Origin of the sequence: Xenophilus azovorans DSM 13620 (genome assembly GCF_000745855.1) — a bacterium.
Classification (GTDB): Bacteria; Pseudomonadota; Gammaproteobacteria; order Burkholderiales; family Burkholderiaceae_C; genus Xenophilus; species Xenophilus azovorans.
In genome coordinates this window covers 91,699-112,654 of record NZ_JQKD01000015.1, presented here as the reverse complement: position 1 = coordinate 112,654, position 20,956 = coordinate 91,699, and the positions used below count along the sequence as shown (strand labels likewise).

Below are 20,956 nucleotides of genomic sequence, written 5' to 3'. Positions count from 1 at the left end.
ACATGACCCTTCCGCTGGGATTCGCGCTGACCGGCCTGGTTCTGGTGTTCCTGCTGGCGCTGATCTGGCAGGCCCGCAAGAAAGTCCGGGACGAACGGGCTTCGAGGCCGAGGGCACTGGCTCATGCCGAGCTGGTCTATATGGAGACGCTCTTTCGTATCCGCGAGCCTTTCCGCTTGGTGGCAAAAGTCGACCGCGTGTATCGACTGCTGGGTGGTTCCCTGGTGCTCGTGGAGCTGAAAACCCGTCGGCGGGACCGGCCCTATCTGACCGACGTCATCCAGCTATCGGCGCAGCGGCTTGCGGTCCAGCAGCAGACGGGTGAGGTGGTGGAGCCGTATGCGTTCGTGTCGGTCCTCGGACCGGGTCGTGGCGAGAGAATTCGCTCTCACCGCGTGGCCTTGCTGGAGGCCGACGCGCTGATCCGTCTCCACCGGCGGCGGCGGGCCATTCTGGCGCGGCAGGAGGCACCTGCCTATGCGGCCGCGGACGCCGCCTGCCGTGGCTGCGCGCTGCGGTCGAAGTGCGACCGATTCGGCGGTCGCGCGTGAGACTTCCACGCAGCGGCTTCGGCGCCTCAGGAGGCGGTCCTCCACCGAACCGCCGGTGGCGGCGCTGCACGGAAGGACGGGCCGCCCGAAGGCAGCGCGGCCTCGCCTTCCACCTCATGCTCCTCAGGCAGCGGCGTCCCCTGCTCCAGCGAGTGCAGGTAGTTCGCCCACCGCGACAGCGCCGCTCTGCGTTCCCGCATGTAGTCGTACTGGTTGTAGATGCCCTCGGTGGACTGGATTGCATGGTTCAGGGCCCGCTCTGCGATGTCGGGGGCGATGCCCATGCGCGCCAAGTGGGTCCGAGCGGTGCGCCGCATGTCGTGGACGGTGAAGTGCGCGATCTCCAAGGTCGTCAGGCGTCCCAGCGCGACGTTGAGCGTATCGGGCGAGATGTGCGGAAAGCGGTTCGTCGCCGGCTTGCCCATTCGCCGTCGGACCTTGCGCCGGGCGGGGAAGAGGTACTCGCTCTTGCCCGAGAACACCATCACCTCCTCGAGCCAGCCGACCACGACCGCGGGCAGCGGAATGATGAGCGGTGCCCGCGTTTTCGTGTCTTCGCTGGTCAGCGCCCATTGGGCGCGTTGGAAGTTGAAGGCGGACTTCTTCGCTGACAGCAGTTCCATCTTGCGCACGCACAGCGCCAGGAGGAGCCAGACGGACAGCTCGTTGATCCGCCCGAAGGTCTCCGTCTCCCGCATGGCTGTGGCCAGCTCCGACAATTGCCCGCAATCGAGCCAGCGGGTCCGGGCTCGCTCGGTACCGCCGGCGTCCTGCAGCGAGAAGCCCGTCGTGGGATTGTCCGTTCGGTAGCGTTTGCGCACGGCGAAGTCGAACATCCGAACCAGGTAGCGGAGCAGGTCATTGGCCACGGTCGGCGCGCCGGCCTTGACGGTGCGGTCCAGGATGCGTTCGATGTGCTCCGGCTCGACCTGGTCGACCATGAGGTGCCCGATGATCGGGTCCACATAGCGCACGAACGTGGACTCGATCCGTTCCGGCTGGCCGTAGTTCGGCACGATGTAGCGTCGGTGCCACACCCTTCGCAGGGCCAGGCAGGGCCGCTTGCGCCGCTCGAGGATTCTGGCCTGCTGCTTCTCCGCAGCGACGTCTATGCCTTGCTGGACCTTCGCCCGATCAATGCGGGCGAGCTCGCGCGCCGCCTGCAGCGAGATGTCGGGGTAGCGTCCGAGCATCTTCTCCTTGCTCTTGCCGGCGAAGCGGTAGCGCAGGACCCAGGAGGCCTGACCTCTCTCGGCAGCGAAGGCCGAGGCCACAAACGTCAGTCCACCACCGATGCCCTTGTCGACAGGCCCGGCGCGTAGCCAGGCCCGCAGGGCAATGTCACTCACCTTCTTTGCGATTTCATTGTCAGCCACTGACATCACGCGATCTCCTTCCAGATTTGGAACATGGAGAGCGCGCCATGTGGGGGTCCGCGGGAAACGCGGAAATCCAGTCCTGGCGCGGCTCTCCGGGGAGCCTGTGGGGGTCTGTGCCAAAACACCGCGGAGATCTGGGCGCTGAGCCCGAGACCCCCACGGATACCCCCACAAGAGCGTGCACTGTGGTGAGACGCCGCGCGACGGCCTGAACCTACTTTCCTATGAAGATCAACGGTTTACGTGGTGGGTTGGAGTGGCATGAGACCGCTTGAACCCGCCAATTTGCCTACTCAATGTTTTGCACCTGCTCGCGCATCTGCTCGATCAGCACCTTCATGTCGACGCCGACGCGCGTCAGTTCCAGGGTGGCCGATTTGGAGCCTAGCGTGTTGGCCTCGCGGTGCAGTTCCTGGATGAGGAAGTCCAGGCGCTTGCCGATCTCGCCGCCGTTGTCGAGCAGGGCCTCGATCTCGTCCAGGTGCGCGGCCAGGCGGGTCAGTTCCTCCGCCACGTCGATGCGGATGGCGAAGGCGGTGGCTTCGGCCAGGGCGCGTTCCTGGGCGGCCTCGGGGGCGGTGCCGCCGGCCAGGCCCATGGCCTCCTGCCAGCGCTGCAGGAAACGGGTGCGCTGCTGTTCCACCAGCTGCGGAACGATCGGCGCAGCCTGGCCGGCCAGGCGTCGCAGCGCGGCCAGCCGCTCGCGCAGCATGGCGGCCAGCCGCTCGCCTTCGCGCGCCCGGGCGGCGACCAGGTCGTCGACCACACGGCCCACGACGGCCACTACGTCGAAGCTGCCGGCGGTGGGCGTGGCGGTGTCGCCGGCCGCCATGCGCAGCACGTCGGCGACGCTGAGTCCGCGTGCCTCCGGCAGCCAGGCGCGCACCGCGTCCTGCAGGCCGTTGAGGCGCTGCAGCAGTCGGGTGCTGGGCTCGGCCAGGCTGGCGGAGGGCAGATCGACGGCGGCGCGCACCTCGACTTTGCCGCGCTTGAGCCGCCGGGTGAGCAGTTCGCGCAATGCCGGCTCGTGCTGTCGCAGGTCTTCGGCGAGCTTGAAGCTCAGGTCCAGATAGCGGCTGTTGACCGAGCGGAGCTCGACCCCGAGGCGGCCTGCAGGCGTCGCCCTGCCTTCCTTGTCTTCGGGGGGGCCGGACGGGCCGCTCTGCCCGCTGGCGTAGCCGGTCATGCTGTAAACTGGCATCGAGCCTCGCTCTCGCTGTGTATTGCGTGCCGCCCGGCCACCTTCGGTGTTTCCTCGGTGGCCGTTTTCGCGAGGTTCCGGCGATGCGCTCGCTTGCCGCTTTCCCCGCCTTCAGGCGAAACTCCCGATTATGTCAAAGGTCAAACCCGCGCCACTGCTGCCGGACACCATGATTGGCGGCTATCGCGTGATCCGCCGGCTGTCGGCGGGCGGCTTCGGCGTGGTGTACCTGGCGGTCGATCCCAATGGCCAGCAGGTGGCGATCAAGGAGTACCTGCCCTCGTCGCTGGCCAGCCGCGCCACGGGCGAGCTGACGCCGCAGGTGCCGCCCGAGAAGCTGTCGCTGTACCGGCTCGGGCTGAAGAGCTTCTTCGAGGAGGGGCGCTCGCTGGCGCAGATCTCCCACGCGTCGGTGGTGAGCGTGCTCAACTTCTTCCGCGAGAACGAGACGGTCTACATGGTGATGAACTACCTGGAGGGCGCCACCCTGCAGGACTTCATCGTCACCGCGCGCGACCTGAAGAAGGCCAAGGTGTTCCGCGAGTCCACCATCCGCTCGCTGTTCGACGAGATCCTGCGCGGCCTGCGCGTGGTGCACCAGCACAAGATGCTGCACCTGGACATCAAGCCCGCCAACATCTTCGTCACCAACGACGACCGAGCGGTGATGATCGACTTCGGTGCGGCGCGCGAGGTGCTGTCCAAGGAGGGCAACTTCATCCGCCCCATGTACACGCCCGGCTTCGCCGCGCCCGAGATGTACCGGCGCGACTCCTCCATGGGCCCGTGGACCGACATCTACGCCATCGGCGCGTGCATGTACGCCTGCATGTACGGCTACCCGCCCAACGACGCGCCCCAGCGCATCGAGAAGGACCGGCTGGGGCTGTCGCTCTCGCGCCTGCGCGGCGTGTATTCCGACGACCTCATCGAGGTCGTGGAATGGTGCATGGCGCTGGACCCGCTGTCGCGCCCCCAATCCGTCTTCGCGCTGCAGAAGGAGCTCAGCCGCGAGGGCGAGCGCCGCTACACGCGCCTGTCGGTCGGCGAGAAGATGCGCCTGTCGCTGGACAACATGCGCTCGTCCGAAAAACGCACCCTGCCGAAGGCCGTGGCACCGACCACGCGGCCCGTATGAACGCCCCCCACGCTCCCCACTTCGTGTGTCCGCTGCCCCCCCGGGGGGGGCGCAGTGCCCTTCGGGCGGCCGGGCGGGCACCGTGAAATTCTCCGTCTACCAGGTCAGCCGCAAGGGCGGCCGCGCCACGAACGAGGACCGCATGGGCTACTGCTACACGCGGGAGTCCGGCCTGTTCGTGCTGGCCGACGGCATGGGCGGCCACCCGGAAGGCGAGGTGGCGGCGCAGCTCACGCTGCAGACCATCGCCGCGCTGTACCAGCGCGAGGCGCGGCCGCTGCTGAAGGACGCCAAGACCTTCCTGGCGTCGGCTGTGATGGCGGCGCACCAGCAGATCATGCGCTACGCGAGCAACAAGGCCATGCTCGATACGCCGCGCACGACGGTGGTGGCTGTGGTGCTGCAGGACGGCACCGCCACCTGGGTGCATTGCGGCGACTCGCGCCTGTACCTGGTGCGCGAAGGGCACCTGCTGGCCCGCACGCGCGACCACTCGCACGCCGAGCGCCCGCGGCCGGGCGTCGTCGAGCCGGCCAACCGCAACCTGCTGCTCACCTGCCTGGGCTCGCCCACGACGCCGCTGTTCGAGGTCTCCGCGCCGACGCCGCTGCAGCAGGGCGACCGGCTGATGCTGTGCTCCGACGGCATCTGGGGCGTGATGGACGACACGCTGCTGGTGCGCACGCTGGCGTCGCGCCCGGTGTCCGACGCCGCGCCCGAGCTGGTCGAGATGGCGCTGCGCCGCGGCGGCCCCAACGGTGACAACGCGACGCTGATCGCCATCGACTGGGAGACGCCCGACGCGCCGGGTTCGGCCGGCATCTCCACCGACAGCATCAGCGACGAGGTGTTCGCCTCCACCATCCAGGCGGGCATGCCGGCCGAAGGCGAAATCGACGACCTGGACGACGACGCCATCGAGCGCTCCATCGCCGAGATCAACGAGGCCATCCGCCGGTCGGCTTCCCGCAAGACCTGACCGCGGGCCGTCCCTGCGGGCCGCGGGTTTTCCGTTCTTCCCTTCCTGAATCTTCTTCATGACTGCTTTCATCCGAAGCGGCGGCCGTGCCGCCGACCAGCTGCGTCCGGTGCGCATCACCCGTGGCTTCACCATCCATGCCGAGGGCTCGGTGCTCATCGAGTTCGGCCAGACGCGCGTGCTGTGCACCGCCTCGGTCGAGGAGAAGGTGCCGCCGCACAAGAAGGGCAGCGGCGAAGGCTGGGTGACGGCCGAGTACGGCATGCTGCCGCGCGCCACCCACACCCGCGGCAGCCGCGAGGCGGCCAAGGGCAAGCAGAGCGGGCGCACGCAGGAGATCCAGCGCCTGATCGGCCGCTCCATGCGCGCCGTGTTCGACCTGAAGCTGCTCGGCGAGCGCACCATCCACCTCGACTGCGACGTGCTGCAGGCCGACGGCGGCACGCGCACCGCGGCCATCACCGGCGCCTTCGTCGCCGCGCAGGACGCGGTGGGCACGCTGCTGGCCAGCGGCGCCCTGGCCGCGTCGCCCATCAAGGAGCACGTGGCCGCCGTCTCGGTCGGCATCGTGCAGGGCACGCCGCTGCTGGACCTGGAGTACGTCGAAGACTCTGCCTGCGATACGGACATGAACGTGGTGATGACCGGCGCCGGCCACTTCGTCGAGGTGCAGGGCACGGCCGAGGGCGCCGCCTTCTCGCGCGAGGAGATGAACCGGTTGCTGGCGCTGGCCGAGAAGGGCATCGGCGAGCTGGTCGAGCTGCAGAAGCAGGCGCTGGCCGCACCACTGAGCAAGCAGTGAGGTCATGAAGCTCGTCCTCGCCTCCAACAACGCCGGCAAGCTGGCCGAGCTGCAGCAGCTCTTCGGCGGCCTGGGCATCGAGCTCGTGCGCCAGGGCGACCTGGGCGTGGGCGAGGCCGAGGAACCCTTCCGCACCTTCGTCGAGAACGCGCTGGCCAAGGCGCGCCACGCCAGCGCCGCGACCGGCCTGCCGGCCATCGCCGACGACGCCGGCCTGTGCGTCGAGGCCTTCGGCGGCCTGCCGGGCGTGGACACCGCCTACTACGCCACGCAGTTCGGCTACGAGAAGGGCGACGACAACAACGTGCGCGCGCTGCTGGAGCAGATGCAGGGCGTGGCCGACCGCCGGGCCGCGCTGGTCAGCACATTGGTGGCGTTGCGTTCGGCCGACGACCCTGAGCCCCTGATCGCGGTCGGCCGCGCGGCGGGCGAAATCACGCGCGAGCCTATTGGCGAGCACGGCTTCGGCTTCGATCCGGTGATGTTCATCCCCGCCTTCGGCAAGACCTTCGCGCAACTGCCGTCCGAGGTGAAGAACGCGCACAGCCACCGCGGCCAGGCCGCGCGCGCGATGCTGTCCCTGATGCGCGAGCGCTGGATGCCGCCGGCGTGAACATCCCCATCCATCCGGCGCAGGAAGAGGGCGCGGGTGCGCAGCACGCCAACGATGCCCTCCACCAGATGCGCCCGGGGCCGCTGCAACTGGCCGCGCTGCCGCCGCTGGCGCTGTACATCCACCTGCCCTGGTGCCTGCGCAAGTGCCCGTACTGCGACTTCAACTCGCACGAGTGGCGGGACCGGGGCGAGGGCGATGCGCCGCTGCCCGAGGCACAGTACGTCGACGCGCTGATCGCCGACCTGGAGGCCGCGCTGCCGCTGGTGTGGGGGCGGCCGGTGACCAGCGTCTTCCTCGGCGGCGGCACGCCCAGCCTGTTCTCGCCCGAGGCCATCGACCGCCTGCTCGGCGCGGTGCGCGCGAGGCTCGTGCTGGAGCCCGGCTGCGAGATCACGCTGGAGGCCAACCCGGGCACCTTCGAGCGCGACCGCTTCCGCGCTTTCCGGGCCGCGGGCGTCACGCGGCTGTCGGTCGGCGTGCAGAGCTTCGACGACGCGCACCTGAAGGCCCTGGGCCGCGTGCACGACCGCGCGCAGGCCATCGCGGCGGTGGAGGAGGCCGCAGCCGCCTTCGAGACCTTCAACCTCGACCTGATGTACGCGCTGCCCGGGCAGACGCTGGCGGGTCTGCAGGCCGACCTGGCGCAGGCGCTCGCGCTGCAGCCGCCGCACCTGTCGGTCTACCACCTCACGGTGGAGCCCAACACCGTCTTCGCCAAGTACCCGCCCGCGCTGCCCGACGAGGACCTCGCCTGGTCCATGCTCGACCACATCACCGAGCACACCGCGGCAGCGGGCATGGGGCGCTACGAAGTCTCGGCCTATGCGCGGCCGGGACACGCGTGTACGCACAACCTCAACTACTGGCAGTTCGGCGACTACCTGGGCATCGGCGCCGGCGCGCACGGCAAGCTGAGCTTCGCGCACCGCATCGTGCGCCAGACGCGCTGGCGCGACCCGCGCTCGTACCTGGAGAAGGCGCTCACCGGGCAGGCCGTGGCGAGCAGCGAGGACGTCGCGCTGGCCGAACTGCCCTTCGAGTTCATGCTCAACGCGCTGCGGCTGGCGCAGGGCTTCACGCTGGCGCAGTTCAGCGAACGCACCGGCCTGCCGGTCAGCGCCATCCAGCGCCCGCTGGAAGAGGCCGAACGCCGCGGCCTGGTGGCGCGCGACCTGCATCGCGTGTGGCCGACGCCGCGCGGCTTCGATTTCCTGAGCGACCTGCAGGAGATGTTCCTGCCCTCCTAGAATCCGCTGCCTCGGAGAGTTGGGTGAGTGGTTTAAACCAGCAGTCTTGAAAACTGCCGACGGGCAACCGTCCGTGGGTTCGAATCCCACACTCTCCGCCAGCTATCAATAAAATCAAGAACTTACAAGGCCGCTGCCGTCTCTCGAGCAGCGGCTTTTCTTTTGCCTGTCCAACAGATGTGCTGCGACCGCTTGAAGCGGGCTTGAGCAGGATCGACGTTCACGAGACCGCCAAGCATGAACGTTGCATGAGTCATCGCGGCACCTGACCAAGAGGCGGTGGCTCAGCCCCGTCCTCGTCCAGCAGCCGTCCTCAGCGCTTGCCAACTGGCGGCGTCGGGGACGCAGAGCAGGCCGCCCGAGGTGTGAGTTGGCTGATAGGCCGAGCCGTCGAAGTTCGCGCTGTGGCCACCGGCCTCGTGGTGCAGGAGCCAGTCGCCGGCATGGTCCCAGGGCATCAGCTTGTTGTAGAGGAGGACGTGCACCTGTCCGGCGGCCGCCAGCCGGTACTCGTGCGCAGTGCAGCCAGCCGCCGGTTCACCCGGATGCGCAGTTCGACCTGGCCTGCAGCTCGCAGCGCGTCGCCCACCCGCGCCAGGTCATCGACGGAAAGCGGCATGCATCGGCCCCTTTGCGGAGGCCGATTGTCGGCCCGCGCGGTCAGGCTCCCCGCGGGCCCGCGCTGCGCGCGGTCATCGCCGTCAGTGCCGCGCAGGTCGCCAGCAGTGCCGCGCTCATGAAGAAGGTGCTCCGGTAGCCGCTGTGGTCGAACAACAGGCCGCCCACGGTGGAGCCCAGCGCGATGGACAGCTGCACCACGGCGACGAACAGGCCGCCGGCGGCCTCGGCATCCTTCGGGAACACCCTGGCGATCCAGGCCCACCAGCCCACGGGCGCCGAGGTGCCGGTCAGGCCCCACAGAGCGAGCAGCGCGACGACGATGGCGACCGAGCCGCCGAAGGCGATCAGCGCCAGGGCCGTCACGGCCATCAGCACCGGGATGACGACCAGCGTCCGGTAGAAGCCTCGCTGCAGTACATGGCCGATGAGCACGGTGCCGACGAAACCGGTCGCGCCGATCACGAGCAGGACCAGCGAGATCGAAGTCCCATGCACGCCCGTGACGGCTTCCAGGAAAGGCCGCACGTAGGTGAACAGCCCGAACTGCCCCATGAACAGCAGGCTGCCGGCCAGCATGCCCACGGCGACGCCCGGGTGCTTGAAGAGGGTGAACACCTTGAATACGTTGCCGATGCCGGGTGGGCGTGCAGCGGCCGGCATGGCCGGCAGCGTCTTCCATTGCCAGGCCAGCGCGATCAGCGACACCGGAACGAGGCACAGGAAGGCACCGCGCCAGCCGACGACGGTGCCCAGGCAGGCGCCCAGCGGCGCGGCCACCACCGTGGCGAGCGCGTTGCCGCCATTGACGATGGCCAGGGCGCGGGGAACATCGCGCGGCGGCACCAGCCGGATCGCCGTGGCCGCCGACAGGGACCAGAAGCCGCCGACGACCACACCGATCAGGGCGCGGCCCAGCATGTAGGTGGCGTAGTTGGGCGCCAGTGCGACGATGGCGCCGGACAGGCCCATCGCCAGCGTCAGGCCCAGCAGCAGCGTCTTGCGGTCGAGGCTGCCGGCCAGCGCCGAGATGAACAGGCTCGTGAGCACGGCGAAGGCGCCTGAGATGGCGATGCCCTGGCCGGCCATGCCTTCGGTGACATGCAGGTCCGTTGCCATGGGCGTCAGCAGGCTGACGGGCAGGAATTCCGAGGCGATCAGCGCGAAGGCGCACACCGACATGGCGAAGACACCGCTCCAGGACGTCGGCTTCTCCGGGCTGAGGGTGTTGGCGCCCTGGGAGGCGTCGATGCTGGTGGCAGTCATGGAGTGCTTTTCTTCTTCTGTCGCTCGGCAGGCCGTGCCGCGCCACCGTGACGTGCGCGGTCAGTGGCATGCGAATGCAAGGGGCGCGGCGGGCGCGTCCGGGGCCCTACGCCGAGGCCGCCAGGTTCTTCTGGAAGAACGCCGTCAACTTGTCGAACGGGATCTTGTCCATCCGGTCGTACAGGTCCACGTGGACGGCCCCCGGAACGATCACGAGTTCCTTCGGCTCCGCCGCCGCGGCGTAGGCGGTTTCGCTGAAGTAGCGCGAATGCGCCTTCTCTCCATGGACCAGGAGGATCGGCCGCGGCGCAATCCCCTGGATGTAAGTGAGGATCGGCAGGTTCATGAACGGCAGCGGCGTGGTGAGCGTCCAGGCGTTGCCGGAGTTGACCGCCCGCGGGTGATAGCCGCGCTTCGTTCGGTAGTAGTCGTGGTACTCGACCAGGAACGGTGCCTCGCCGCCCTTCAGTTCGTTGTAGGGCGGCTGGTAGGCGGGCTTGCCGGCCTCCGCGTCCTTCCAGCGCTGCCGGCCCAACTGCTCCAGCGCCTGCGCGCGCTGCGCCGGAGTCATGCTGTCGTCGTAGCCCTTGGACATGACGCGCGTCATGTCGTACATGGTGCTGGCGACGACGGCCTTGATGCGCTTGTCCACGGCCGCGGCGCTCAGTGCCATGCCGCCCCAGCCGCAGATGCCGATGATGCCGATGCGCTCGCGGTCCACGTTCGGTAGCAGGCCCAGGCAATCCACCGCCGCGCTGAAATCCTCGACGCTGATGTCGGGCGAGGCGACGTTGCGCGGCTCGCCGCTGCTCTCGCCGGTGTAGGAGGGGTCGAAGGCCAGGGTGACGAAGCCGCGCTCGGCCATGGTCTGCGCGTACAGGCCGGAGGATTGTTCCTTCACGGCGCCGAACGGGCCGCCCACGGCAAGCGCCGCGAGCTTGCCGCTCGCGTTCTTGGGCTGGTACAGGTCTCCGGCCAGGGTGATGCCGTAGCGGTTCCTGAAGGTGACTTTCCTGTGGTTCACCTTGTCGCTCTTGGGAAACACCTTGTCCCACTTGCCGGTGAGTTTCACTGCCGGCTGCGCCGTGGCCGGGCCTGCGGCGACGGCGCCGACGCCCAGGGCGGCGATTCCCGTGCCGGTCATCTTCAGCAAGCTGCGGCGGCCGGCGTCGGCGACATCCAGCGTGGCGACGTCGCTGCTCGTCTCGATGGTCTTGGTCATGATGGGTATTCCTTTCATGCGGATCGCTGCCGCGTGCAGACGGTTCAGGGCGTGACGCGTTCGATGCGCAGCTTGTACGGGCCGGGCTGGGACAGGACGGCGAGGCCTTCGTCGACCTTGCCCAGCGGCAGCAGGCTGCGCGAATAGGAGCGCGGCTCGACGAAGATCGCCAGGTTGCCCCACGGCGCGTAGTGGGTCAGTTCACCGGCCGCGGGCGCCATGCCCTCGGGGGCGCCCTGCACGGAGAGCCTGCGCGGCAGGTCGGAGACGCGTTCGATGGTGTCGTAGTCCGTCATCGTCAGGGACAGCGGCAGCAGCGATGCGAAATCCCTGGCGGTGGCGTTGTCGTACAGCGTGGCGGTGGCGACCTTGTCGCCGACGATCAGGCGGATCTTCATGGTGGATTCCTTCGGCGGCGTGGACGAAGTGCCGCGCGGCGTCTGGGCCATGGCATGGCCGCCGAATGCGCACGCTGCCAGCCCGAGGATCGGCCCGGCCAGCAGCGCCAGCGCCGCGCGTCTCGGCCGGTGGGTCGTTGTGGGTGCGGGCGTTTCCATGCTTCGAATGATCCCCGTCGAGGTCGGTCCTGACTAGCTAATGAATGCTTAAAGACCTTATTAGCTAGACTAATCCGATCTCGGCATGCGGGGAGACTGCCCATGGCCCGGCGCAACCTCAACGACCTTCTGTCCTTCGTCACCATCGCGCGCGAGGGCAGCTTCACGCGCGCCGCGGCCCTGCTGGGGGTGACGCAATCGGCGCTGAGCCAGGCCATCAGCGGCCTGGAGGCGCGGCTTCGGATCCGGCTGCTGACCCGCACCACGCGCAGCGTCTCGCCGACGGCGGCGGGCGAGCGCCTGCTGAATGCCATCGGCCATCGCTTCGACGAGATCGAGGCCGAGCTGGACGCGCTCACCGAGCTGCGCGACAAGCCCTCGGGCACCGTGCGCATCACCTGCGGCGACAACGCGCTGCACACTCTCCTGCTGCCCAGGCTGGCGCCGCTGCTGCGCGAGTACCCCGACATCGCGCTGGAGTTCGACGTGAACTACGGATTGCGCGACATCGTGGCCGACCGCTTCGACGCGGGGGTGCGGCTGGGCAGCACCATCGACAAGGACATGATCGCGGTGCCCCTCGGCCCGCCGCTGCGCATGGCGGTGGTGGCCGCGCCGGCGTACCTGGCGGATCGCACGGCGCCCAGGACGCCGCATGACCTCACGGCGCACAACTGCATCAACCAGCGCATGCCCACGTCCGGCGGGCTCTACGTGTGGGACTTCGAGCGCAAGGGGCGCAGGCTGAACGTGCGCGTGGACGGGCAGTTGATCTTCAACACCACGCAGCCCCAGGTGGATGCGGCGCTGGCCGGCCTGGGCGTCACGCTGCTGCCCGAGGACGAGGTGATGGCGCACATCGAGGCAGGCCGCCTGGTGCGGCTGCTGGAGGACTGGTGCCCGCCGTTCGCGGGCTACCACCTCTACTACCCGAGCCGCCGGCAGCCCTCGCCGGCGTTCGCGCTGGTCGTCGACGCACTGCGCTACAGGGCGCCGCGTCCGGAGGCGGCCCGCACCGGCAGCGCGCCCCGGCGCGCCGCGGCACCGAGGAAGCCCGCCGCCAGGTGATCGGACCGAGGCATCAGTTCCACTTCATCTTCGTGCTCTAGGCTGGCCCCATGCGCATCCTCCTGATCGAAGACGATCCCTCGCTGGGCAGTTCGCTGCAGTCGTGGCTGCAGATGGACGGCTATGCGGTGGACTGGCTGCAGCGCGGCGACCAGGCCGCCGCGGCGCTGGCCACGCACGAATACCAGTGCGTGCTGCTGGACCGGGGCCTGCCCGGTCTCGACGGCGATGCCGTCCTGAAGGCCCTGCGTGCCGAGGGCGCTGCGCGGGCGCAGCCGCCGGTGATCGTGATCACGGCGCGCGACACGCTGGCCGACCGCGTGCAGGGGCTGGACCTGGGCGCGGACGACTACCTGGTCAAGCCCTTCGACCTGGAGGAGCTGTCGGCCCGGGTGCGCGCCGCCCTGCGCCGGGGCGCGGCGCAGGGTGCCCCCGAGCTGCGCCACGGCGCGGTGGCGCTCGACCCGGCCGCCAAGCGCGTGACCCTGGACGGCGCGCCGCTCACGCTCACCGCACGCGAATTCGCCGTGCTGCAGGCGCTGATGCGCCGTCCCGCCCACATCCTGAGCCGCGCCCAGCTGGAGGACGCCCTGTACGGCTGGGGCGCGGAGGTGGAGAGCAACGCCATCGAGGTGCACGTCTACAACCTGCGCAGGAAGCTGGGCAGCGGCTTCATCGTGACGGTGCGCAACCAGGGCTACCGGCTGGCGCCCGCATGACGCGCTTCCGATGGCCGGCGGCCGGGCGGCGGCCCGACACCGCGGATGCCGCATCCCCGCGCCGCGGCTGGTCGCTGCGCCGGCGCCTGCTGCTGGCCGTGATGGGGACCAGCGTCGGCCTGTGGCTGACGAGCCTCGCCATCGTCGTCGGCGTGGCCTGGTTCGCGACCAGCGACGTCTTCGACGACGCGCTGGAAGAGGGTTCGCGCCTGGTGTTGCAGCTGGCGCCCCAGGGCGAGGCCGCCGCCGGCGCCTTCCCGGGGCTGCGCCCGGGCCGCGGCGACGCGCTGAGGCTGCGCATGTACTACCAGCTCGTGGCACCCGACGGCCGCGTGCTCCTGCGCGGCGAGGACACGCCGGCCACGGCCTTCCGGCCCCATGCGCAGCGCGAGGAGACGGCCACGGTCCGGGTGGAGGGCGAGTTCTGGCGCGTGCACGTGCGCCCCGGGCCCGGCGGCGTCACGGCCCAGGTGGCGCAGCCGATGGAAGAGCGCCTGGATCTGCTGGAGGAGATGGCAGAGAACCTGGCCTGGCCCGCGCTGGCGCTGCTGGCGCTGCTCGGCCTGCTCAGCTGGCTGCTGATCCGGCGCCTGCTGCGGCCGCTGGAGGACACGGCCCTGCGCATCGACGCCAAGTCGCCGCACGACCTGACGCCGGTGCAGGCACCCGATCCGCCGCGCGAGCTGCAGCCGATCCTGGCCGCGCTCAACGCGCTGCTGGCGCGCCTGGCCGCGGCGCTGGACGGCGAGCGCCGCTTCACGGCCGATGCTGCGCACGAGCTGCGCACGCCGCTGGCCGCGCTGCGCATGCGCGTGCAGCTCATCGAGCGCGAGCTGAAGCTGCCGGACACCCACCTGCGGCAACTGCGCGCCGACCTGGACCGCTGCACCGCGCTGGTGGAGGGCCTGCTGGCGCTGGCGCGCCTGGAGCCGCAGGCCGAGCCCCTGGCGCGCGAGGCGGTGGACCTCGAGGCGCTGCTCGACGGCCTGGACCTCCAGGCGCAGGCGCCGGGCGTGCAGGTCGAGCGGGCCCTGGCCGTGCCGCGGCTGCGCGCCGCGCCCGCACTGCTGGCCAGCGCGCTGCGCAACCTGGTCGACAACGCCGTGCGCTACGGCCGTGAAGGCGGACGGGTGCGCATCGAGTCCGCGCGCCTGCCGCAGGGCGGCACGCGCCTGGCCGTGCGCGACGACGGCACAGGCGTGCCGCCAGGACAGCGGGCGCGGCTCGGGGAGCGGTTCTTCCGGGTGCTGGGCACCGGGCAGACCGGCAATGGCCTGGGCCTGTCCATCGTCGCGCGCATCGCCGCGCTGCATGGCGCCAGCCTGCGATTCGAGGACGGGCTGGACGGCCGCGGACTGAGCGTGGTGCTCGATTTCCCGCCGGACTGACGCACATCAGACTGCCTTCATCTTGGGGCCGCCCAATGGGGTTGTCCCGCCTCGGCGGGGTTTTTCTTGCATCGACAGAAAGAAAGGAATCGAATCATGCGCAACACTGCATCCACATGGGCTGTCGCCGCCGTCCTGGCTCTCACCGCCGCCGCCGCCTCCGCGCAGCCGGCGGGATACACCGGTCCCAGCAACGCGCCCAAGGCCGCTGCCCAAGGCGCGTACGCGGGGCCCGTCAACGTGCCGCTGATGACGGTGCGGCAACTGCTCGACGCGGGGCGCGACGACCAGCCTGCCCGGCTGCAGGGCCGCATCGTCTCGTTCGAGGGGAACGAGCGCTACACCTTCGAGGACGCCACCGGCCGCATCACCGTGGAGATCGACGACGAGGACTTCCCCGCGGGCCAGACCGTGAGCGCCGAGCACCGCGTGGAACTGCTGGGCGAGTTCGACAAGGGGCTGCGCAAGACCGAGTTCGAGGTGGACCGGGTGACGCTGCTGCCCTGACCGGGCACATGAACGCCGGGGCGGACCGGAAGGCCTGCCTCTTTTCTTTGCGACTGCAGTGGCGGCCCGCATGAACGGCCGCCCGATCCGACGAGGCATCCGATGAACACAGAGGAAACACGCGCCGTTCTCACCATCTGCCTGCTGGCCGCCTACGCCGACGGCGACAAGCACGACCGCGAGCGCGAGCAGATCCGCGAGGTGGCGCAGGGACTGGCGCAGGACCGGCAGGTCAACCTGCCCGGCCTGTACCAGGACGTGCTGATGCGCCGCGTCCAACTGGCCGACGTGCTGCCGAAGCTGGCCAGCGACGAGGCGCGCCAACTGGCCTACGAGATGGCCGTGTGCGTGTGCGAGGCCGACGGCCGCACCAGCGCGCAGGAGCAGGCCTTCCTGGCCGGACTGCGCGAGGCGCTGGGCCAGGCGCCGGCGGGCTTCGCCGAGCAGGCCGATGCGCTGGCAGCCGCGCCGCTGCAGGCCACCGCCGTGGCGCTGCCGGAAGCACCCGCGGCGGACCAGCCGGCGCCGCACCCCGCCGCGGTCGACGCGCTGCCGGGCACGGCCGCGCAGCGCCGCCCCGGCACGCTCCCGGCCGCGGATATGGACCGCAAGATCCTCCATGCATCGATCCTCAACGGCGCCATCGAGCTGCTGCCCGAGAACCTGTCCACGCTGGCCATCATCCCGCTGCAGATGCGGCTGGTCTACCAGATCGGCCAGAGCTACGGCTACGAGCTGGACAGCGGCCACATCAAGGACCTGCTCGCGACCCTCGGCGTGGGCCTGACCTCGCAGTACCTGGAGCAGGCCGGCCGCAAGCTGCTCGGCGGCCTGCTGGGCAGGGCGGGCAAGGGCCTGCTCGGCGGGCTGGGCCGCCAGGCGGTGAGCAGCGGCATGAGCTTCGCCGCCACCTATGCGCTGGGCCACGTCGCCAACCAGTACTACGCCGGCGGCCGGACGCTGGGCACGCAGATGCTGCGCGATGCCTACCAGCACGTGATGGCCGACGGCCGCCAGCTGCAGGCGCAGTACCTGCCGCAGATGCAGGAGACGGCGCGCGGGCTGAACGCGGCGAAGATCCTGCAGATGGTGCGCGGCGGCTGAGCAGGCGCCGGGACGTTGACGCACGTCAAGCGGCTGCCCGTACCCGGTGTCAAGCTGGCCACTGCCGGCGTGACCCTGCATGCCGAGCGACCTGGAGGCACCATGACCGGCTCGACACATCCGAAGCGGCCGCGCGCGGATTCCGCGCCCGGAAACCACGGCACGTTCTCCCGGGGGGCGCCGCCTGCGCTCGACCCGTGGCTGTGGAGTTCCGTCGCGGCCGACGTGGCACTGGCCTCGCGAGCCGGGCCCGAGGGGCTGGAGGCGCGCCGTGCGCGCCGGCTGCAGCGGCTGCTGAGCGCTGCCGCGCGGCACTCGCCGCTGTGCGAACGCATGCTCAAGGGGCGGGACCTGTCGCGCCTGCGCCTGCAGGAACTGCCGGTCATGCACAAGGGCGAGCTGATGCGCGACTTCGACCGGTGGGTGGCCGATCCCTGCCTGCGGCTGGCGGCGCTGCGCCGCTTCGTCGGCGACGGCCGGCGCATCGCGGACGCCTTCCATGGCCGCTACGTGGTGTGGGAGAGCTCGGGCAGCAGCGGCGAGCCCGGCATCTTCGTGCAGGATGCGTTGGCCATGGCAGTGAACGATGCGCTGGAGGCATGGCGGCGCCCGCTGCTGCGCCCGCTGCAGCGGATGCTGGATCCGTGGTGGCTCGGCGAGCGCGTGGCCTTCGTCGGCGCCATCGACGGGCACTTCGCCAGCACGGTGTCGATCGAGCGCCTTCGCCGCCTCAACACCCTGCTCGCCGGCCGGCTGCGGAGCGTGTCCTTCCTGTGGCCCGTCGAGCGCATCGTCGCCGCGCTGGAGGACTTCGCGCCCACCGTCCTGGCCACCTACCCCAGCGCGGCGATGCTGCTCGCGCGGGAGCGCAGGGCAGGGCGGCTGCGACTGCCGGTGCGCGAGGTGTGGACCGGGGGCGAGGATCTCTCGCAGGCCGAGCGCCGCTTCATCGGCGACGCCTTCGGCTGCCAGGTCGCCAACAGCTACGGCGCGTCGGAGTTCCTGTCGCTGGCTTTTCAGTGCGGGCACGGGCATCTGCACCTGAACAGCGACTGGGCGATCCTCGAATGCGTGGACGCGCAGGGCCGGCCGGTGCCGCCGGGCCAGCCCGGCGCGACCACCTTGCTGACGAACCTGGCCAACCACGTCCAGCCGCTGATCCGGTACGACCTCGGCGATCGGGTCGTCGTCCACGCTTGCGCGTGCACCTGCGGCTCCTGCCTGCCCGTGATCGAGGTGCAGGGCCGCAGCGACGACACCCTGCGCCTGCGCGGTCGCGCGCACCGCACGGTGGATGTGCTGCCGCTGGCCTTGAGCACCGTGCTGGAGGAGCAGGCCGGCCTGTACGACTTCCAGCTCGTGCAGCAGGGGCCGGGCGATCTGCTGCTGTCCACGGGCCTGCAGGGCGTGGAAGGCGACGAGGCGCTGCACCGGGCCCGCCGTGCGCTGGGCGACTTCCTGCGCAGCCAGGGCGCGGAGGGGATCCGCATCGACTGCCGCAGCGGCGAAGCCGCCCGGGCCCTTCGCAGCGGCAAGGTGCCGCGGGTGGTCGCTGCGCCCTGCCGGTGAGCGAGGCTGCCGGTCACGGCGGCGCGCCCCGCACCGCCGGCAGCCGGATCGCCACGTAGGCCATCCGGTGCTCGCGCAGGACCAGCAGCGCGACGTGCCGCCCCGGTCGCGCGGTCTTCAGGCCGCGTCGGAAGTCCTCGAGGCGGTCCAGCCGCACCCCGTTGACCGCGACGATCAGGTCGCCGGCGCGGATGCCCTCGCTGCGCGCCGCGCCGACGGCGTCGCGGACCAGCAGCCCGCCGTCGCTGCCCAGGAGGCGTCGCTGCGCGGGCGTGAGCTCGCTCAGGCTCAGGCCGAGTCCATCGTTCTGTGCCGATGGCAGCTCGGGCGGTGGTGGTGCGGGCTTCCTGGAAGCCGCTTCCTCGGCGAGCGTGACGGAGATCGTCCGCTGCGCGCCCTCCCGCCAGATTGCCAGGCGGGCGAGGCTGCCGGCCGGCCGTGCGGCGATCTGCCGCAGCAGGCCGGTGAAATGGCCGACGGGCGCACCGTCCACGGCCGTGACGATGTCGCCCCGAGCCAGCCCGGCTGCCTGCGCAGGGCCGTCGGCCGCCACCCGGACGGTGAGCGCCCCGCCGGCACGCCCGCTGCGGCCGAAGGCCTCGGCCAGCGCCGGCGTCACTTCCTGGAATTCGGCGCCCATGCGCGAACGATGCACCCGGCCATCGGCCTGCAACTGTGCCGCCACCTTCATGGCGAGGTCGATCGGCACGGCGAACGACAGGCCCATGTAGCCCCCGTTGCCGCTGAAGATCAGCGAGTTGATGGCGATCACCTCGCCGCGGGCGTTGAACAGCGGGCTGCCCGAACTCCCCGGGTTGATGGCCGTGTCGGTCTGGATGAAGGGGATGTCGCCTGCCCCGTCGATGAAGCGGTCGATGGCGCTGACGACGCCGGAGGTGACGCTGCCATGGAAGCCGAAGGGTGCGCCGATGGCGGCCACCCAATCGCCGGGCCGGATGGTCGAGGAGGTGCCGATGACGGCCGGCTGCAGGCCCTTGGCCTCGATCTTCAGCAGCGCAACGTCGCTGCGCGCGTCGGCGCCGAGCACCCTGGCGGGAAGCCGGCGTCCGTCGCCGAGGCGGACGTGCGCTTCGTCGATGCCCGCCACCACGTGGGCGCTGGTGAGGATGACGCCGTCGCCGGTGAGGATGACGCCGGACGCGAGATCGCGGATCTGGCTGATCCTGACCGTGGCGGGCAGCGGCCAGGCCAGCCGGTCCGCGAAGTCCAGTTCCGGCGCGAATTCCAGGTCGATGTCGGCCTCCGAGGCGTCGCGCCCGATGCGCAGCGTGCTGATGTCGACCACGCTGGCGCTGCGGCTGGCCACGAGCGCGGAGAAGGCTGCCGCCGGTGCCGTATCGGCCGAGGGGCGCCTCGGCGCATCAGGAACGGCAGAGCAGCCGACGAGGAGGCATGCGCCCAGGAGCCAGACGCAGGCCAACGCGGCCAGGCGCCGGTTCGTCGCTGGCGTGTGGCGGGCGTCGGGCATCGGGGCAGCCGGAGGCGGGGCCGGGTGTCGGGGCGGCCCGCTGCCGCGGCGGGTCTTCAAGTGGCAGAGGGCGACAGCACCGCGGGGCGCACGACGTCGCTGGATTCCTCGGCACTGCGGATGGCCGTCCCGAAGGCCTGCAGTTGGGCAGCGCAGCTGCCGTCGTCGATGCTGCGCATCGACAGCGAGGTGCTCAGCAGGGGCGCGCGCCCGATCAGTCGGGAGACTTCCGCGATGGCATCCGGCGCGCCGGTTCCGCCCATGACGCTCACCACGGCGGCAGGGGGCAGGTCGGCCCGGCGTTCGGCAATGAAGCTGCGCATCGGACCGGCCAGGCGCTGCATCCAGATGGGAGACACCAGCACCACGGCATCGAAGCCTTTGGGCGACGGCCCTTCGTAGCGCACGCGCGGCCGACGCCGCAGCGCCGAATCGAGCACGCAGCGCAGGGTGCCGGTCGCGCCGCGTCGCGGCCGGGTCTCCAGGACCTCCGCCATGCGCCAGTTCTGCTGGCTGCACAGCAGTTCCGCCACGCGGCGGGAGGTCCCCGTGTACGAGTAGAAGATCACCAGGGCGTTGCTCATCGTCATCTCCAGTTCCTGCGCTGGAGATCAATGTAGGACCGCGGGTCCGCCCCCGAGTTGACATGCGTCAAGCAAGCCATGCGGGCGGGCGCCGTGCCGTTCGTGGGGTGCCATTGACGCCCGTCAAGCCGGGCGCGGCCCCGCTTCCTATGCTTCGTGCATTGATGCTGCAGGAGATCGTGATGGCCCGCGACGACGATGTCTCAGTGCCGCTCGGAGACGACTGGCTGGCTCTGTGGGTGAACTTCCAGAGGAGCCTGCTCGGCGGCTGGGCCACCCAGATGGGCGCCCTGGGCGGCTGGGGCGCATGCTGGCGAGCGGTCGACCGCGAACTGTGGGACCAGTGGGCCGCCCGCTTTGCCGGCGGCGTTCCCATCGACGGCTAGTGCGGCGCCGGGGCGATTGCAGGCGGCCCACCACCTCTTGTTGCGGAGGGGACCGCGGTCGAATCTTGAACTGTTCAAGCCCGCCGCCGAAGCGACGCGCGCGGCGGGCCGTCCGGCTCAGGCGCCCGGGCGCGGTTCCGCGCCGCGATGGCGGCCTGGCCGCAACCTCGGCATCCAGGTGCGCCAGCCGGGCGCAGGATCCTTTCTTTCCGGGTAGCTCATGCGCACGCTTGCCAGTTCCTCCAGCCCCTTTTGCGTGATGGCAAGGACCTGGGCCCCGGTGGCCTTGCCCGAGAGCATCAGGGGATCGGACGGGGCCGGCACCAGCGCGATGACGAGGCCGGCCGCGCGCAGAAGCCGCACGCCATCGACATCCTCGGGCTCATTCAGCGTCAGTGGCAGCCGGGAGCGCGCAATCCGGCTGAGCAGTTCCATGGCCATGGCATTACCTCCTTGACTCGTTGACCATCGACGAACGACGCACGTTGTCCGCGCATTCCTGGCGACAGAGGAAGCGCACCGCGAATGCTTGCACAGCCCCGCCCCTCTTTGCAAACCCCGCGTTG

The 20,956-nt window shown here is 70.5% G+C and carries 22 protein-coding genes, 1 tRNA gene and 1 pseudogene; 14 read left to right on the top strand and 10 right to left on the bottom strand.

Translation table 11 applies throughout. The features are described from left to right. Positions 1-2 precede the first annotated feature (2 nt). Complete coding sequence (locus tag Q392_RS10045) at positions 3-551, top strand: PD-(D/E)XK nuclease family protein (RefSeq protein ID WP_038205752.1); 549 nt, start codon at positions 3-5, stop codon at positions 549-551. Between the two features lie 26 nt (positions 552-577). On the opposite strand, the gene Q392_RS10040 is transcribed toward Q392_RS10045, so the two are convergent. Both Q392_RS10040 and Q392_RS10035 read right to left on the bottom strand, forming a co-directional pair. Next, positions 578-1,933: a tyrosine-type recombinase/integrase gene (locus Q392_RS10040; RefSeq protein ID WP_084216977.1), complete on the bottom strand. Its 1,356-nt coding sequence runs from the start codon at positions 1,931-1,933 to the stop codon at positions 578-580. 286 nt (positions 1,934-2,219) lie between these two features. Beyond that, positions 2,220-3,131 carry a YicC/YloC family endoribonuclease gene (locus Q392_RS10035; protein ID WP_084216976.1) on the bottom strand — a complete coding sequence of 304 codons (912 nt, stop codon included), beginning with the start codon at positions 3,129-3,131 and terminating at the stop codon, positions 2,220-2,222. A gap of 130 nt (positions 3,132-3,261) precedes the next feature. Between Q392_RS10035 and Q392_RS10030 the strand changes: the two genes are divergently transcribed. The 6 genes from Q392_RS10030 to Q392_RS10005 all read left to right on the top strand — a co-directional run bounded on the left by Q392_RS10030 (position 3,262) and on the right by Q392_RS10005 (position 8,014). Beyond that, positions 3,262-4,269 (top strand): serine/threonine protein kinase, encoded by a 1,008-nt coding sequence (locus tag Q392_RS10030; protein WP_038205746.1) that lies wholly within the window; start codon positions 3,262-3,264, stop codon positions 4,267-4,269. Between the two features lie 82 nt (positions 4,270-4,351). Continuing rightward, entirely contained in the window at positions 4,352-5,248 is an 897-nt protein-coding gene (locus Q392_RS10025; protein WP_038205743.1) for a PP2C family protein-serine/threonine phosphatase, read from the top strand. A gap of 58 nt (positions 5,249-5,306) precedes the next feature. Next, the gene (rph, locus tag Q392_RS10020; protein WP_038205740.1) at positions 5,307-6,050 is read left to right on the top strand and encodes a ribonuclease PH; all 744 of its coding nucleotides are present in this window, start codon (positions 5,307-5,309) and stop codon (positions 6,048-6,050) included. Between the two features lie 4 nt (positions 6,051-6,054). Next, positions 6,055-6,663: an RdgB/HAM1 family non-canonical purine NTP pyrophosphatase gene (gene rdgB, locus Q392_RS10015; protein WP_038205737.1), complete on the top strand. Its 609-nt coding sequence runs from the start codon at positions 6,055-6,057 to the stop codon at positions 6,661-6,663. Further along, positions 6,660-7,913 (top strand): radical SAM family heme chaperone HemW, encoded by a 1,254-nt coding sequence (hemW, locus tag Q392_RS10010; RefSeq protein WP_038205734.1) that lies wholly within the window; start codon positions 6,660-6,662, stop codon positions 7,911-7,913. Before rdgB ends, hemW begins: the two co-directional genes overlap by 4 nt. A 13-nt stretch (positions 7,914-7,926) precedes the next feature. After that, positions 7,927-8,014 (top strand) — tRNA-Ser (locus Q392_RS10005). Positions 8,015-8,197: 183 nt separating this feature from the next. Here the strand turns inward: Q392_RS10005 and Q392_RS31845 are convergent. The 5 genes and pseudogenes from Q392_RS31845 to Q392_RS09990 form a co-directional block, all read right to left on the bottom strand. Continuing rightward, a pseudogene (locus tag Q392_RS31845) lies at positions 8,198-8,437 on the bottom strand (inositol monophosphatase family protein); the annotation flags it as partial. Beyond that, positions 8,371-8,532, bottom strand: coding sequence for a hypothetical protein (locus tag Q392_RS32735; protein ID WP_157007882.1), 162 nt, complete (start codon positions 8,530-8,532; stop codon positions 8,371-8,373). The pseudogene Q392_RS31845 and the gene Q392_RS32735, both read right to left, overlap by 67 nt. 41 nt (positions 8,533-8,573) lie before the next feature. Then, complete coding sequence (locus tag Q392_RS10000; protein WP_038205731.1) at positions 8,574-9,797, bottom strand: MFS transporter; 1,224 nt, start codon at positions 9,795-9,797, stop codon at positions 8,574-8,576. Between the two features lie 106 nt (positions 9,798-9,903). Continuing rightward, positions 9,904-11,019 (bottom strand): alpha/beta hydrolase, encoded by a 1,116-nt coding sequence (locus Q392_RS09995; protein ID WP_038205728.1) that lies wholly within the window; start codon positions 11,017-11,019, stop codon positions 9,904-9,906. 44 nt (positions 11,020-11,063) lie between these two features. Then, the gene (locus Q392_RS09990; protein ID WP_038205725.1) at positions 11,064-11,576 is read right to left on the bottom strand and encodes a cyclophilin-like fold protein; all 513 of its coding nucleotides are present in this window, start codon (positions 11,574-11,576) and stop codon (positions 11,064-11,066) included. A 102-nt stretch (positions 11,577-11,678) separates the two neighbouring features. Here Q392_RS09990 and Q392_RS09985 point away from each other — a divergent pair, with 102 nt between their 5' ends. The 6 genes from Q392_RS09985 (at position 11,679) to Q392_RS09960 (ending at position 17,931) form a co-directional block, all read left to right on the top strand. After that, positions 11,679-12,644, top strand: coding sequence for a LysR family transcriptional regulator (locus Q392_RS09985; RefSeq protein ID WP_084216975.1), 966 nt, complete (start codon positions 11,679-11,681; stop codon positions 12,642-12,644). A gap of 50 nt (positions 12,645-12,694) precedes the next feature. Then, positions 12,695-13,363 (top strand): response regulator transcription factor, encoded by a 669-nt coding sequence (locus Q392_RS09980; protein WP_038205722.1) that lies wholly within the window; start codon positions 12,695-12,697, stop codon positions 13,361-13,363. Further along, the gene (locus Q392_RS09975) at positions 13,360-14,751 is read left to right on the top strand and encodes a sensor histidine kinase (protein ID WP_051953195.1); all 1,392 of its coding nucleotides are present in this window, start codon (positions 13,360-13,362) and stop codon (positions 14,749-14,751) included. The genes Q392_RS09980 and Q392_RS09975 overlap by 4 nt, the downstream gene beginning before the upstream one ends. 96 nt (positions 14,752-14,847) lie before the next feature. Next, the gene (locus Q392_RS09970; RefSeq protein WP_038205720.1) at positions 14,848-15,258 is read left to right on the top strand and encodes a YgiW/YdeI family stress tolerance OB fold protein; all 411 of its coding nucleotides are present in this window, start codon (positions 14,848-14,850) and stop codon (positions 15,256-15,258) included. A gap of 102 nt (positions 15,259-15,360) precedes the next feature. After that, positions 15,361-16,362, top strand: coding sequence for a YcjF family protein (locus Q392_RS09965; protein ID WP_038205718.1), 1,002 nt, complete (start codon positions 15,361-15,363; stop codon positions 16,360-16,362). A 15-nt stretch (positions 16,363-16,377) separates the two neighbouring features. Continuing rightward, the gene (locus Q392_RS09960) at positions 16,378-17,931 is read left to right on the top strand and encodes a phenylacetate--CoA ligase family protein (RefSeq protein WP_157007879.1); all 1,554 of its coding nucleotides are present in this window, start codon (positions 16,378-16,380) and stop codon (positions 17,929-17,931) included. Between the two features lie 13 nt (positions 17,932-17,944). Here Q392_RS09960 and Q392_RS09955 read toward each other — a convergent pair whose 3' ends face one another. Both Q392_RS09955 and Q392_RS09950 read right to left on the bottom strand, forming a co-directional pair. Beyond that, positions 17,945-19,258: a trypsin-like peptidase domain-containing protein gene (locus Q392_RS09955; protein WP_245610683.1), complete on the bottom strand. Its 1,314-nt coding sequence runs from the start codon at positions 19,256-19,258 to the stop codon at positions 17,945-17,947. Positions 19,259-19,476: 218 nt separating this feature from the next. Next, entirely contained in the window at positions 19,477-20,004 is a 528-nt protein-coding gene (locus tag Q392_RS09950) for a flavodoxin family protein (RefSeq protein WP_038205860.1), read from the bottom strand. 182 nt (positions 20,005-20,186) lie between these two features. On the opposite strand from Q392_RS09950, the gene Q392_RS09945 reads away from it, so the two are divergent. Beyond that, positions 20,187-20,390, top strand: a complete 204-nt coding sequence (locus Q392_RS09945; RefSeq protein ID WP_157007876.1) for a hypothetical protein — start codon at positions 20,187-20,189, stop codon at positions 20,388-20,390. Positions 20,391-20,507: 117 nt separating this feature from the next. Here the strand turns inward: Q392_RS09945 and Q392_RS09940 are convergent, their stop codons facing one another. Then, on the bottom strand, positions 20,508-20,831 hold the full coding sequence (locus Q392_RS09940; RefSeq protein ID WP_038205715.1) for a hypothetical protein: 324 nt from the start codon (positions 20,829-20,831) through the stop codon (positions 20,508-20,510). Positions 20,832-20,956 lie beyond the last annotated feature (125 nt).

What these genes read in the sequence shown, in the direction of transcription:
- Q392_RS09965 (WP_038205718.1), top strand. Translation starts at nt 15,361, where the DNA reads ATGAACACAGAGGAAACACGCGCCGTTCTCACCATCTGCCTGCTGGCC.
- Q392_RS09975 (WP_051953195.1), top strand. Translation starts at nt 13,360, where the DNA reads ATGACGCGCTTCCGATGGCCGGCGGCCGGGCGGCGGCCCGACACCGCG.
- Q392_RS10035 (WP_084216976.1), bottom strand. Translation starts at nt 3,131, where the DNA reads ATGCCAGTTTACAGCATGACCGGCTACGCCAGCGGGCAGAGCGGCCCG.
- Q392_RS09945 (WP_157007876.1), top strand. Translation starts at nt 20,187, where the DNA reads ATGGCCCGCGACGACGATGTCTCAGTGCCGCTCGGAGACGACTGGCTG.
- Q392_RS09940 (WP_038205715.1), bottom strand. Translation starts at nt 20,831, where the DNA reads ATGGCCATGGAACTGCTCAGCCGGATTGCGCGCTCCCGGCTGCCACTG.
- rph (WP_038205740.1), top strand. Translation starts at nt 5,307, where the DNA reads ATGACTGCTTTCATCCGAAGCGGCGGCCGTGCCGCCGACCAGCTGCGT.
- Q392_RS09970 (WP_038205720.1), top strand. Translation starts at nt 14,848, where the DNA reads ATGCGCAACACTGCATCCACATGGGCTGTCGCCGCCGTCCTGGCTCTC.
- Q392_RS10040 (WP_084216977.1), bottom strand. Translation starts at nt 1,933, where the DNA reads ATGTCAGTGGCTGACAATGAAATCGCAAAGAAGGTGAGTGACATTGCC.
- Q392_RS09990 (WP_038205725.1), bottom strand. Translation starts at nt 11,576, where the DNA reads ATGGAAACGCCCGCACCCACAACGACCCACCGGCCGAGACGCGCGGCG.
- Q392_RS09980 (WP_038205722.1), top strand. Translation starts at nt 12,695, where the DNA reads ATGCGCATCCTCCTGATCGAAGACGATCCCTCGCTGGGCAGTTCGCTG.
- Q392_RS09995 (WP_038205728.1), bottom strand. Translation starts at nt 11,019, where the DNA reads ATGACCAAGACCATCGAGACGAGCAGCGACGTCGCCACGCTGGATGTC.
- Q392_RS10000 (WP_038205731.1), bottom strand. Translation starts at nt 9,797, where the DNA reads ATGACTGCCACCAGCATCGACGCCTCCCAGGGCGCCAACACCCTCAGC.
- Q392_RS32735 (WP_157007882.1), bottom strand. Translation starts at nt 8,532, where the DNA reads ATGCCGCTTTCCGTCGATGACCTGGCGCGGGTGGGCGACGCGCTGCGA.
- Q392_RS09950 (WP_038205860.1), bottom strand. Translation starts at nt 20,004, where the DNA reads ATGAGCAACGCCCTGGTGATCTTCTACTCGTACACGGGGACCTCCCGC.
- Q392_RS10030 (WP_038205746.1), top strand. Translation starts at nt 3,262, where the DNA reads ATGTCAAAGGTCAAACCCGCGCCACTGCTGCCGGACACCATGATTGGC.
- rdgB (WP_038205737.1), top strand. Translation starts at nt 6,055, where the DNA reads ATGAAGCTCGTCCTCGCCTCCAACAACGCCGGCAAGCTGGCCGAGCTG.
- Q392_RS10045 (WP_038205752.1), top strand. Translation starts at nt 3, where the DNA reads ATGACCCTTCCGCTGGGATTCGCGCTGACCGGCCTGGTTCTGGTGTTC.
- Q392_RS09985 (WP_084216975.1), top strand. Translation starts at nt 11,679, where the DNA reads ATGGCCCGGCGCAACCTCAACGACCTTCTGTCCTTCGTCACCATCGCG.